9 protein-coding genes are annotated in these 13,779 nt (G+C 34.6%); 6 read left to right on the forward strand and 3 right to left on the reverse strand.

Translation table 11 applies throughout. The annotated features are described in order from the left end of the window. Positions 1 to 11: 11 nt before the first annotated feature. Positions 12 to 4,430 carry a translocation/assembly module TamB domain-containing protein gene (locus tag ES724_RS07840; protein ID WP_246136842.1) on the reverse strand — a complete coding sequence of 1,473 codons (4,419 nt, stop codon included), beginning with the start codon at positions 4,428 to 4,430 and terminating at the stop codon, positions 12 to 14. A gap of 72 nt (positions 4,431 to 4,502) precedes the next feature. Between ES724_RS07840 and tsaD the strand changes: the two genes are divergently transcribed. The 6 genes from tsaD to ES724_RS07870 are packed head-to-tail and all read left to right on the forward strand — an operon-like array spanning position 4,503 to position 9,721. After that, the gene (tsaD, locus tag ES724_RS07845) at positions 4,503 to 5,525 is read left to right on the forward strand and encodes a tRNA (adenosine(37)-N6)-threonylcarbamoyltransferase complex transferase subunit TsaD (protein ID WP_146931852.1); all 1,023 of its coding nucleotides are present in this window, start codon (positions 4,503 to 4,505) and stop codon (positions 5,523 to 5,525) included. Positions 5,526 to 5,529: 4 nt separating this feature from the next. Then, positions 5,530 to 6,240 carry a 16S rRNA (uracil(1498)-N(3))-methyltransferase gene (locus ES724_RS07850; RefSeq protein WP_146931854.1) on the forward strand — a complete coding sequence of 237 codons (711 nt, stop codon included), beginning with the start codon at positions 5,530 to 5,532 and terminating at the stop codon, positions 6,238 to 6,240. Positions 6,241 to 6,246: 6 nt separating this feature from the next. Then, a complete protein-coding gene (locus ES724_RS07855; RefSeq protein ID WP_146931856.1) occupies positions 6,247 to 6,891 on the forward strand; it encodes a DUF4159 domain-containing protein in 645 nt (214 codons plus the stop codon). Next, the gene (locus ES724_RS07860) at positions 6,888 to 7,412 is read left to right on the forward strand and encodes a TrmH family RNA methyltransferase (protein WP_146931858.1); all 525 of its coding nucleotides are present in this window, start codon (positions 6,888 to 6,890) and stop codon (positions 7,410 to 7,412) included. The genes ES724_RS07855 and ES724_RS07860 overlap by 4 nt, the downstream gene beginning before the upstream one ends. 12 nt (positions 7,413 to 7,424) lie before the next feature. Next, positions 7,425 to 8,513 carry an AI-2E family transporter gene (locus tag ES724_RS07865; RefSeq protein ID WP_146931860.1) on the forward strand — a complete coding sequence of 363 codons (1,089 nt, stop codon included), beginning with the start codon at positions 7,425 to 7,427 and terminating at the stop codon, positions 8,511 to 8,513. 11 nt (positions 8,514 to 8,524) lie between these two features. Continuing rightward, positions 8,525 to 9,721 (forward strand): class I SAM-dependent methyltransferase, encoded by a 1,197-nt coding sequence (locus tag ES724_RS07870; protein WP_146931862.1) that lies wholly within the window; start codon positions 8,525 to 8,527, stop codon positions 9,719 to 9,721. Positions 9,722 to 10,820: 1,099 nt separating this feature from the next. On the opposite strand, the gene ES724_RS07875 is transcribed toward ES724_RS07870, so the two are convergent. Together ES724_RS07875 and ES724_RS07880 are read right to left on the reverse strand one after the other, a co-directional pair. After that, positions 10,821 to 12,104: a phenylacetate--CoA ligase family protein gene (locus tag ES724_RS07875; RefSeq protein ID WP_146931864.1), complete on the reverse strand. Its 1,284-nt coding sequence runs from the start codon at positions 12,102 to 12,104 to the stop codon at positions 10,821 to 10,823. Positions 12,105 to 12,107: 3 nt separating this feature from the next. Next, positions 12,108 to 13,778 carry a C45 family peptidase gene (locus ES724_RS07880; RefSeq protein ID WP_146931866.1) on the reverse strand — a complete coding sequence of 557 codons (1,671 nt, stop codon included), beginning with the start codon at positions 13,776 to 13,778 and terminating at the stop codon, positions 12,108 to 12,110. Between the last annotated feature and the right edge of the window lies 1 nt (position 13,779).

Consider the following 13,779-nt stretch of genomic DNA (forward strand, 5'->3'; position numbering starts at 1 on the left):
AAGGTGAAATCTTATTGTTTTGGAAAGACTATATAATCTGGAGCTAGGGATTTTGCAGATTCCTCCTGCTCTTTTTCTTCAACAGATTTTACAATTTCTTTATTCATGATCTTTCTGATCAATTCTTTGAAAGTATCAAAATCTACAGAATAGGATAGTCCTATTCCTTGAGTAAAACCAATTTCTTCACCAATAAACTGAATATTATTTTCCCTATTAAAAACTTTAGCCCTCAAGCTACCATCCTCATTCAGTAAAAATTCAATTTCAACATCCCCAACAATTATAGATTCTGTAACTCCACCAACAGGAACCCCAACTTGTCCATTTATAAGTACTCTATTGGTTATTTGAGTAGATAAGGTTAACCCAAACCTATCAACGGTTTGTTGATCTGGTGTACGGTCTCCTTGTACATAATTTACACCTACTTGAAATTTTCCATCTTCATCGGCAAAAATATCATTCACCAAAGATGAAGCTCTTTCTACTAAGTTTCCAGTTATAGCATTCTGCCCTATAGCAAATTCACTATAAAATGATCCTTGAGTAACTAAAAACAATGCTTGCAGCTCTCTACTTGCTCTATCACTAATCCTATATTCTAATTCTGAACGTACTACAGAACTGGCATTTGGAAATTCCACATTAAAAGTGATATCGGGTTGTGCTATTTGACCTTGTAATAAAATAACTACTTCTACAGGGATCTTTCTGTTAATTGATGGGTTCTCCAGCAATACTGCCGGGTTAGCATTTACTTCGTACACCGCACTCACATCCAGCTGAGCTTGGGTTGGATTCCCATCCCAGTTAATACTACTTCCTGAACGTACTTCGAATACCTTTTGTACAAGGCCTGCATATTTAAAATTATAGACCCCTTCGTAAACCACAAAATCTCCCCACATATTAAACTTTCCATTGGTATTAATCTCCAACAATAAGTTTCCTGCTCCACGACCTCGTAAAGTACTTCCGCTGGTTTGATCTACCACCACTTCCACTTCGGCATCATTGGTAATATCCAGATCAAAATTTAATTCTAAACCTTTTACTTCCTGAATTTGAATAGGAATCCCTGCAAGACGTGATGCTTTTTCTTCAGGACTCAAAAAGTGGATATATGAGTTATCTCCAATAGATTCGGTATCGTTTAATGGGATCTTAAAAACAGTTCCTTTTGCAGTAGAGGCATTCACATCTATTACCAACTCATCTGTAGGACCTTTTATGCTCGCAAAACCATCTATAAATGCAGTTCCATAATATAAAGCATCTTCAGTAGCTTCAGTATCTAAAACCAGCAATCTGTCACTGGTAACACTAAGGTCTAAAAACCACTCTTTGAAGTTCTTATGAGAAATGATTCCATCTAAAATTCCCGAAGTTTTGTATTTGGTATCTACAACTTCAATCTCATCAAAATTAAATTGTTGCTTGGTGAGATTTACAGTAGCATTTTCTTTAAAATCTAGATCTACATTTAAGTAAGGAACTCGCAGTCCGGCCTTTTCCAAAGTTAATTTTCCGGAAATATCTGGATTTTTATAATTACCGCTCACCTTTGCATCTCCAGATGCTAGACCTCTAATATTATCTATCGCATCCCTACCTAAAGCACTAAATGCGGCCATATTGAACTTCCTGAGATTCACATCTAAATCTATCGTTGGATTATTACCTACATTAATACCTCCTTGAGCATTCAAGGATTCAAAACCTTTATTTGTCAAAGTGGCATCTATATTATAAAAAGTAAGGTCGCCTTTACCATCTACGTCCAGTTTTAAATTACCCAATAGGTTATCATTTACGGCAAGATCCTGTATAGTTAAAGAGGTATTTGGATAATAGGTGCCCTTTTCCTGTAGTAAATTCAACTTTCCATTAAGTGTTCCAGCAAGATCCAAGCTATCTATATCTGGTGTGATCTTGCCAACGTCTACCTTTTCGAAGGCTATTTTAAAATCTTTGTATGTGCTATCTCTTAAATTTCCATTTAACCTAATGAATTCTTGTTCATGACTTAATACCAACGAATCTATAACAACATCATTAAATTTATTGTCGAAAACAATCTTGTTGCTTCGATTATTATTCTCGTTTAAAAACCAAAGATTCTCTTTAAACTTTACATCAGATCGTTGAATCCCAACCACAGATTTATTCTGTTCGTTGATAGTATGATAAAAGTTAAGATTGAAAACATCCTTATTATTCTTTCCTCCCTGTAATTCTGAACGAATAAATAAAGTATCCCTTAAGGTTACATTAATAAGACTGAATTCTGAAAAATTATAGAAGTTGGTAGAAACACTATCTGCTTCCACATAAGTGTTATAGATAGGGTTATTATTATCTACCTGAATATTGATATCCTTCATCATATTCCCAAAAGCTTCGATCTTGGGAGATTTAAAGGTGAGCTTAAATTCAGATTCATCAGATTCTATTCTTCCACGTATAAAGGTGTTTGGAGCAAGTGCCACTTCTGGAAAGAATACTTCTACGATCTTATTATAGATATCGAAATCGAATTCTAAATATTGATCGGTAGTAATTACATCAGGTCTGTAATTGGTGTAAATACTTCCTATAGAGTTAGTTATTAAGGCCCCAACTTCAGAAACTTTAAATTTCCCGGTAACCTGTCCATTAAGAACATCTGGAGAATTTACGGCAATGGTTCTAACACCTTCAGCATCAAAGGTGGAATTAACTTCCAGATCATCAAAATAATATAGATCATTCTGATTTTGATAAGATGTGTTTAATAATAAGACTTTTCCCGCAATATTATCTAAGGTGTTACCCTGCATATTTATAAGGATATCTCCTTTTAATACAGAAATACTATCACGAGTAATTAGATTTAACTCATTGAGATCTGCGTAAGCTATAGATGCCTGAAAATCGTATACATTTACTTTCTGAGAAATATCTACCAGCCCATTGAATTCTAACTTAAAATTAGGATCGTTGGAATTAAAGTTTCCGTTAAATACTGAATTTCTCACATTCCCGAGGATGCTGATATCCGAGTAGGTATAATTCTTAAAATTCAATCTTGATATTTTCCCCCGAATTTGAGTGTTCAATGATTCTTGGGTAAATCCACTTCCGTTTATATTAAGATTTAGACTGGTCTTTCCAAGATCTTTATTATCTAATAATCTTCCAATATTGAATTGATTAAAAACAAGGTTTCCTTTATAATTAACATTTGTACTATTACTTATATTATTCATTACAAAATCTGCCTTTGCACTACCTAATTGAGTATTTATTAGAACATCGGCATCTAAAGAATTTTTTGTTACAAGCATTTTACCCGCAAGACTTAAATTACCAAACTCACGAAGCGTTAAGGGCAATTTATCTTTTAAAATTGTAGGTAAAAGATTGACGAGATCGTAATAATTAGAAGCTAACTCATTAAAATCTCCGGTAAGCACAAAATCATTCATCTCTTCAGAAAATGCTCCCTTAAGATTTATAAAACCATCAATTCGGCTCCGGTCCATCCCTTTGAGATCTAAGTTTTTTAGATCGAAATCATTCAATGTCCCTTCTAGATCTGTAGATAACTGTATATTTTGATTGCTTCCAAAAGGAGCATAAAAATTGACCAGATCGTTAGTGGAAAGATTCGAATCTTTAAAAGAAGCTTTAAGTTCCACTTTATTTAGAAAATCTGAGAAATCCTCAAGTTTATAGTTCATCTCAATAGAACCATCTAATCTAGAATATGGGGTTATCAGCAAAAAAGAATCTAAATTCATCTTTGTTGGAGAATACGAAAAATCCGTTTGTAAGTCCCGGATATCTATTCCCCGACCTTCTTCGGCTTTTAAAGAATTTATGCTCACTTTAAAATCTCGATCTACTACATCAAGATATTCCGCTTGAAGCTCTAGTTTATCTAAAACAATCACTTCCGGATTGGTGATGTTTTCATCTACATAACTGTAATAACCTTCAGAAATAAAAATATCCCTAACCTTTAGGGTGAATTGTTTTGGCTCTCCAGTAGGCTCGGTTTTCAATTTATCCAGTAGGATACTAAGGTTATCTGAGTCTTCTCCTTTATAGCGTTTCATCTTAAAAATGAAGCCTTCTGCAGTAGAACTTCCTAAACTAGGATTATTGGCTATAAGATTAGAAACACCAAGGATAGAAGTTCTAAACTCCTGTATATCAATCAAGGTATTCGCGTGGTGGTCTTTTACCAGAACCTCGTTTAGTTTTACTTTTCCAAAGTACGAGAGGCTTACTCTTCCAACGGACACATCAATATCTGTACGTTCTTGTATAGAATTTGTTATCCTTTTAGCCACCGAAGTTTGTACGGCAGGGATAGAAAATAAAATCAATAAAAAAACGAAAAACAACAGCAGAGCTACTACTGCTCTAATTAGTATTTTCAAGAGTTTTTTGATATGCTTTTATGTTTTAACTTTGTAAACAATATTAACAATTAATATGCCTAACTTTTCTTAATGGCTTCCCAAAATATATACATTCTGGCTATAGAATCTTCTTGTGATGATACAGCCGCCGCTATACTAAAAAACGATACTTTATTGTCCAATATTGTTGCTACCCAAGAGGTGCATCAAAAATATGGTGGTGTTGTCCCAGAACTCGCGTCTAGAGCACATCAACAAAATATTGTTCCTGTAATTCATCAGGCGATTGCTGAGGCAAATATCGACAAAAAAGACATATCTGCAATTGCCTTTACCAAAGGACCTGGTTTAATGGGTTCGCTCCTAGTTGGAACTTCTTTTGCGAAATCTTTGGCCTTAGGTCTTAACATTCCTTTAATAGAAGTCAACCATATGCAAGCGCATATTTTAGCACATTTTATAAAGGAGCAGAATTTTAAAACTCCAGAATTTCCTTTTCTGGCACTTACTATAAGTGGTGGCCATACTCAAATTGTAAAAGTGACTAGTCATTTTGAAATGGAAGTGATTGGTCAAACCATAGATGATGCTGTGGGAGAAGCTTACGATAAAAGTGCAAAGATCATGGGGCTGCCCTATCCCGGTGGGCCTCTTATAGATAAATATGCGCAGCTTGGAGACCCTAAATCTTATAAATTCACCAAGCCAAAAGTAGGTGGCTTAGATTTTAGTTTCAGTGGATTAAAGACTGCTATTCTTTATTTTATTCAGAAACAGGTAAAGGAGAATCCGAATTTTATTGAAGAAAATAGAAATGATATCTGCGCATCTATTCAATATACCATTGTAAATATTTTAATGGATAAGCTAAAAAAAGCAGTGAAAGAAACAGGGATCAATCAAATTGCGATTGGTGGCGGGGTGTCTGCGAACAGCGGGATTCGAAAAGCCTTAAATGAAGCGGAAGGCAAGTACGGCTGGAAAACCTATGTGCCAAAATTTGAATACACAACAGATAATGCAGCAATGATTGGAATTGTTGGTTATTATAAGTATTTAGCAAAAGATTTTACAGATCTTTCGGTAACCGCACAACCGCGATATAAAATTTAAGAAGATGCAGTTATTTTATCACCCAGATATAGAAGAACAGGCTCAACAAATTATTTTTCCACGAGAGGAAAGCAAACATATAGTAAAGGTTTTGCGCAAAAAGGAAGGTGATCTTTTGCACGTGACCAACGGAAAAGGTTTTTTGTTTATTTCTGAATTAACTTTGATCACGGCACAACAGTGCATTGCAAAAGTAATAGAGGTCCAAAAGGAAGAAAAACCTAAGTATTATTTACATATGGCTGTTGCACCCACAAAAATGAACGACCGTTACGAGTGGTTCTTGGAAAAAGCAACTGAGATTGGGGTTATGGAGATCACACCAATTATATGTGACCATAGCGAACGTAAAGTGGTTAAATTGGATCGTTTTGAAAGAGTCTTACAAAGTGCAATGAAGCAATCTTTGCATTTCACTTTACCTAAACTCAATCAACCGGTAAGATTCTCTGAGTTTGTGACCGATACTCCTGAGGGAAGCAAATTCATAGCGCACTGCGAAGATGAAATAGATAAAAAATCATTGCAAAATTGTTTAGAACTGGGTGAAAAATCTATTATTTTAATAGGTCCTGAGGGAGATTTTTCTTCAGAAGAAATAGTTTTAGCAAAAGAAAATGAGTGGAATCCCGTAAGTTTAGGGAACACAAGATTAAGAACAGAAACCGCTGCGATCGTTGCTTGCCATACCGTAGCGTTGTTCAACGAAGAATAAATTCAAATGAAACAAGTTGCTGCCATAATCCTATTTTCTATGTTTAGTCTCTCTATGACTGCTCAGGAAATTGCCTTATTGAAATATCAAGGAGGTGGAGATTGGTATGCAAACCCAACGGCATTACCCAATCTTATAAAATTTTGCAATCAAAATATTAATACTGCATTTAAAAATAAGGTAGAAACTGTTACGCCCGGAAGTATTGCAATCTTTCAATATCCATTTATCCATATGACGGGTCATGGAAATGTGTTTTTTAGCAATGAAGAGGCGAAAAATCTTAGAACTTATTTATTAGGAGGAGGATTTCTTCATATAGATGATAATTATGGGATGAATAAATTTATAAGAGCTGAATTAAAAAAGATATTTCCTAATAAGGAGCTACAGGAATTACCAGCTACTCATCCTATTTTTAGCAGTGCTTATAACTTTCCAAACGGTTTGCCTAAGATTCATGAGCATGATGGTTTGGGACCCCAAGCTTTGGGCTTATTTGACAATGAAAGGCTCATCTTACTTTTTACTTTTGAAAGTGATCTTGGTGATGGCTGGGAAGATCCTGCTGTGCACAACGATCCGCCAGAAGTGCGTTTGAAAGCCTTACAAATGGGAGCAAATATTATTAAATATGTTTTTGAAAATTGAGCTTACAACTAGATCATTCCAAGCATTCTGAATCTGAAAATAAATTTCCTGTTATTATTCTTACAGATAATATCATGGGTGAAGCCAATATAGGAAGCTTATTTAGACTTGCTGATGCTTTTAATATTGAACAAATAATTTTTTCGGGAACTCCAATCAATTTAAAAAGTAACAGACTCCGAAGAACCGCAAGAGGTACTTTTGAAAGAGTAGATTTTGATCATACCGAGAATATAATAGAAACAATTGAAAGTTATAAATCCAAGGGTTATGAACCTGTCGCTCTGGAAATTACATCAGATAGTTTGGCTTTAGATGCATTAATCCTAAAAAATGATTCAAAGATCTTACTCATTGTGGGAAATGAAAGACATGGAATTAGTCAACTGGTTCTAGATACTGTTCAAACTAAAGTTCATATTCCTATGTTTGGAAACAACAGTAGTATGAACGTTTCTCAGGCAACTGGAATTGCTTTGTACGAATTTTCAAAAACCTTTCTTACCTTTCGTCAGAAATAATATCTTTACCCTGTGAACGCAAAAACATTTTCTTACGGGATATTAAGAGCTTTAGGGATTCTATTAGGGATCTTTCTTCTTTTATTCTTTCTATTTAAAATCCAATCTGTACTAGTTTACATAGCTATTGCAGGAGTAATTTCTTTGATAGGAAGACCAGTCGTTATCTTTTTAAGATCATGGCTTAAGGTGCCAAATTTGGCAGCTGTTATAATTGTGCTGCTTTTTGTTTTAGCTATATTCATTGGAATAATCCTAGTTTTTGTTCCTATTGTAATTGAACAAAGTCATCATTTAGGACAGATAGACGTTGAGGCATTTAAGAAGGATATCAATTTAATGAACGAGCAGATCAATGATTATCTGGGAGTTGAAGACATTAATTTGATGGAAAGCTTAAAGAAAAGTGAGCTTGCTCAGAGTTTTGATGTGAATCTTATTCCAAAGTTCTTAAATAGTGTTTTCGGAATTTTAGGTGCCACATTGATAGCCGTTTTTTCCATTATGTTCATTTCATTTTTCCTATTAAAGGATAGTAAATTGATGCTGAATAGTATTTTGGTTTTTGCTAATAAAGGAGAGGAAGATAAATTTCAGAGAGTATTTAATAAGATCAAGATATTACTTTCTAGGTATTTTGTAGGGCTTACTATGCAAGTGTTTGTTTTGTTTGTTCTGTACTTTATATTGCTAAGTATTTATGAAATAAATAATCCCTTGGCAATTGCATTTATATGTGCCTTTTTGAATTTAGTTCCCTATTTAGGTCCTATTTTTGCTGGTATGCTAATGGCATTGTTCGTTATTTCCAGTAATCTTGGTGCAGATTTTCAGGTGGTAATCTTACCTAAACTAATTTTTGTAATGATGGGTTATTCCATTTCTCAATTGATAGACAATTTAATAAGTCAGCCGTTAATCTTTGGTGCCAGTGTAAGATCGCATCCCTTAGAGATATTTCTTATTATCCTTATTTCAGGGCTTTTATTTGGAATCATTGGAATGGTAGTAGCAATTCCTTTTTATACTGCCTTAAAAGTGATCGCTAAAGAATCTTTGAGCGAATATAAAATCGTTAAAAGACTTACTAGAGATCTTTAAACCCACTTAGCTTGAACAAAGCACTTTTACATCCAGAAGTCCAAAAGTTTATTAAGGAACATCTGCACGAGGCCCTTACTAAACTTATTTTAAAAGGCTCCCCTTTTCCAGATGTTAGCATTCAAGAAATTGCAACACAGATCTCTGGATTAAAAAAGGCCAAAAACAAATTGCCTACATGGTTTAAAAATCAGGACATTCTCTATCCTCCTAATTTGAATTTAGAGCAAACGTCTTCAGAAATCACAGCAAAATATAAGAGCGAACTAATTAACGGTAGTACTTTAATAGATCTTACGGGCGGTTTTGGGATAGACGATTATTATTTTTCGAAGAAATTTGAGAAAGTGATTTATTGCGAGCTTAATAAAGAACTCTCTCATTTAGCAGCACATAATTTTAAGACCCTCGGAGCTTTAAATATCAAATCACATAATGGCGATGGATTAAAGATTTTAGCAGAACTAGACGAAAAAGTAGATTGGATCTATTTGGATCCAGCCAGAAGAGACGACTATGGAGGAAAAGTATTTCTTTTAGAACAATGCACGCCCAATGTCCCTGAGAATTTAAAACTACTATTTCAAAAATCAGATAGTATCTTAATAAAGTCTTCTCCTCTATTAGATCTTTCTGCCGGAATTTCTGAATTGAGGAAAGTAGTGGAAATTCATATCGTATCAGTAAATAATGAGGTTAAGGAGTTATTGTGGGTATTGAATAGAAATATTTCGAAGAAGATAAAAATCAAAACCATCAATATATCCAACAAAGAAACTCAGTGTTTTGAAGCACTTTTAGATGAAGAATCCGGACCATCAGCATATAGCCTCCCATTGAATTTTCTTTATGAGCCAAATCCGGCGATCATGAAAAGTAAGCTTTTTAGTGCCTTATCTTCTGAAACCAATACCTATAAACTACAATCTAATTCCCATTTATTTACTTCTGAAGAATTGCAGCCTTTTCCAGGGAGAAGTTTCGAGATCATAGACATTATACCATATAATAAGAAAGCTTTAAAAAGATCTCTAAAATTAAAAAAGGCAAATATTACTACGAGAAATTTCCCTAAATCTGTAAATGAAATTAGAAAAGAATTGAAGATTGAAGATGGTGGAAATGATTATCTCTTTTTCACAACCGATCTTAACAACGATAAAATTGTTGTGGTTTGTAGAAAAGTTAATAATCTCAAGGGATCTTAGACATCCCTCCTCGCGTCGGGATGACAAGCTATCGTCAAGCTGAACTCGTTTCAGCTTCAGTTTTATTTAATAGTTATTCACATTAAGATCCTGAAATAAATTCAGGATGACGTGATAGTGCGATTTGTCATTCAGAGCGCAACGCAGTGAAGCGAAGAATCTCAATGAAGTAAAATTCAACTTAAAAAGAGATCCCTCCTCAGGTCGGGATAACAAGCTATCGTCAAGCTGAACTTGTTTCAGCTTCTATTTTATTTAATAGTCATTCACCATGAGATCCTGAAATAAATTCAAGATGACGTAATAGTGCGATTTGTCATTCAGAGCGCAACGCAGTGGAGCGAAGAATCTCAACGAAGCAAAATCCAACTCAATAAGAGATCCCTCCTCTCGTCGGGATGACAAGGGATCGTCAAGCTGAACTCGTTTCAGCTTCTATTTTATTTAATAGTCATTCACATTAAGATCCTGAAATAAATTACCATTGACGTAATTCCAAGAATCTGGAATACACTCCCTCTGGTCGGTAAAGATCTGTTTAATTTTTAAGATTGTTCATTTTTTTGCGTGTCCAAAAAAACGAACCAAAAAAAGGACACTTTTTTGTAGGTGTTTCCAATTATGCTACCGCATAATTAGAACCGTACTTCCACGGCTAAATTTTCTCCAAGGCTTCGAAAATTTTACGCAGTGGAACTACTACACTTGCAAAAAAGAATTTCTTAAGAAGATAAACCTACTAGGAACAATCATATGTCAAAACCTCCGCTAGATAATTTTTTTTATCACAGGTCTCAGGATGACGTGATAGTGCGATTTGTCATTCAGAGCGCAACGCAGTGAAGCGAAGAATCTCAACGAAGCAAAATCCAACTTAATAAGAGATCCCTCCTCAAGTCGGGATGACAACACCATTTCATTCAGAGTGCAACGCAGTGGAGCGAAGAATCTCAACGAAGCAAAATCCAACTTAAAAAGAGATCCCTCCTCGCGTCGGGATGACAAGCTATCGTCAAGCTGAACTCGTTTCATCTTCTATTTTTTGCATAGTCCTTAAATAAAGATCCTGAAATAAATTCAGGATGACGTAATCAAATTCCTAACCTCTCAAATCAAGAAATAACACAGGTTTCCTACTTCCCGTTGGGTTCTTTAAACTGTTTATTTCAGTGTCACTCACCATTTCAATTTTAGGAATCACATGCAATCGGGTTTGAAAATGTTGATTTAGCTGCTCTTGTTCCAATTCAGATAATGAATTAGAAATTTTTACGAGCAATAGATCCATCTCAGTTTCATCTTTTTGTACAATGACTACAAAATTGGAAATAGTATTAAATTCTACAATTACATCTATAATATGCTGCGGGTATAGGCTAGTGCCTTTATATTTTATATGCTGTTTCTTTCTTCCCAAAACAGGGCTTAATCGCATTGTATTTCTACCACATTTACATATTTCGTTAATATAACTCACCATATCTCCTGTCGCAAAACGCAAGAGCGGCATAGTTTGTACTTGTAACGTGGTAACTACCAACTCCCCTATTTCTCCGATTTTTACAGGATTTCCAGCTTCATCTAAAACCTCTGTATAAACTAATTCAGGTTGAATATGATTTCCTGTATGATGTTCACATTCCGTAAAGGCTGTAGCCATTTCTGTAGATGCGTAGGTAGAGAATAATTCTATATCCCAAAGCTCAGTGATCTTTCTGCCCAAAGCATTCAATTCAAAATTCTGATCTCTTAGAGGTTCTCCTATACAAATAGCCGCTTTTATAGATGATTTCTTATAATCTATTCCATTCGACACTGCGTATTCTATCATTTTCAATAAAAATGAAGGTACTGCTACCAAATAATTCGGTTTAAAGCGCTCTATAGAATCCCATTGTAAATGTGGTAATCCACTTCCAGTTCTAATAATTCCTGCACCAAGCTTCCTTAAACCTAAGAAATAAGCCATACCTGCAATAAACCTTCTGTCCAACGTAGTAGTAATTTGAACTTTATCTCCTTTTAAAATACCTGCAATTTTAAAAGATTGCATTTCATTTATTGCTAGCCTTTCCAGATCAGCTTCATTTAATAAGAAATTTACAGGATTCCCTAAAGTGCCAGAGGTAGTAACATAATCTATAACATCTTCACTGGGAACACACAGGAAATCCTCATTAAATTGCTGAAGATCTTCCTTAGTTGTAACCGGGATACGCTTTAGATCGGCTTCTGTTTTAATTTCACTCACATCTATAGCATGCACTTTAAAAAGCTGCTTGTAGAATTTAGAATTCTTTTGAAGATATAGCAACTGCTTTTGTAATTCTAACCATTGTATTCTTGCAATTTTCTCTATAGAGGAAGTTTGAATGGGAGTCATATTTTATAATTTACGAGTGCTTTTAGCAATCATTTTTTCAAGATAATTAAGGTCGGTTAAGCTAGTAACTTCCCTCATTTTAGCTTGTTTAAAATATATAATTGCTTTTTTATATTTTTTTTGTTGAAAATAATAATCCCCAGCCAAGGCAAATCCTTTCCAATAATTTGGATTTAGCTGAATCAATTTTTCGATATCTTCAGTTTTTACAAGTTTTTGATGTGAAACCAGCTCATGAAGTTTACTATATAAAACCCTATATTCTTCATAATCTCTAAACTCTTCAGAATAAATAAATTCATCTGCAGGAATGGTTTCCGAAGCATTCATCACACTTTTCAGATTAGAACCCTTTTCAAAGATTTCGAAAGCATTATCAAGATCGTAAGCTAAGAAAGCTCCTAACTGATAAGGATTTGCGCTTACCCATACTTTTCTTTCTTCAGGTTTAAAAATAATTCCATGATGCGCAAGAAGCTGGTTGATTGCTTTTTCATTTCCAAAGCCCAAATCTACGCCTTCAAGACCTTCTTTATTTCTCAATATCGCTGCAGCCTTTTCTGGATTCAAAGAGTTATTAGTAGCCAGTAACTCCTTCATTCTATCATATCTATATTGTGTATGACTTTCTAAAATTGATTCAGAATTTCTTCTATCGTCTTTAAACACTTCACTCTGAAAATGATTACTACATATAAGCTGATCTGAATTTGGAACTTCAAATACTCCAAAATTATCCGGGGATACTTCAATTAAAATTGCTTTATTTTCTGAAGCGCTACCAATCATAATAGATTCAGATACAAAAACTTCTCTTTTTTGAGCTATTGCAATGGCCTCCTCAGTATTTTCTGCATATTGCAAGATCTCTCTAGCCACAAGTGAAATTGGTGTTTTTGCAATAAGTGGGATTTTAGATTTCCCAGCATTTATAGTAACAGTGAGCCCTTTTTCGTTCATTCCGCTTACCACTCCTATCATTCCTCCCCAGGTATACATCATAAATTTATGACCTGCCTCTGGGTTTACAAAGGCTACTATTTTTTCTTCAGCAAATTCATCACCCGCATAAAAATCGAAATTTCTACCTAATAATAAATCTCCATCTTCGGTTTTAGAATCCCAAGCAGCAAAAGAGGTGCAACCAACTAGCATTAAATCTTGTAATGCATGTCCAATATCGTGAGCTCCATGTAAATAAAGCATTCGCACATAAGCGGGAGCAAAAGAATTGTATTTGGGTAATGCGAATCTTGAGATCCCGTAAATCTCTTGTTTGTACTCCTCTGGGACATGTAGATAGATCTTCCGGTTAAACCAGCCAATTGTTTTGGATAAAAATTTCTGATAACCAGTAGAGGGAACCAGTGATTCTATCCTGGTCATAAAAGCAGTCTCTTGCTTATGTATCAACTCGCGGGTAAGAGAACCATTTATAATCCCTCTTTCCAAAGCATCTCCTTCTATATATAATTCCCAGATTCCATATTTGTTCTTTAAAAGGATATTATTTCCAATAGTATAAAGACTGTCATTATGCTTTGTTCGTAGGGTGTCTATATTTTCTATCCCGGAAATATCAGGCCTATTCTGCATATTTCTATTAATCCCACAAGAGAATTGTAGAAGAATAATGAAAAGAAAAGCCCCTAAGCGAATTATAATCAGTTTCATT

The sequence above is a fragment of the Gillisia hiemivivida genome, from assembly GCF_007997295.1.
Lineage (GTDB): Bacteria > Bacteroidota > Bacteroidia > Flavobacteriales > Flavobacteriaceae > Gillisia > Gillisia hiemivivida.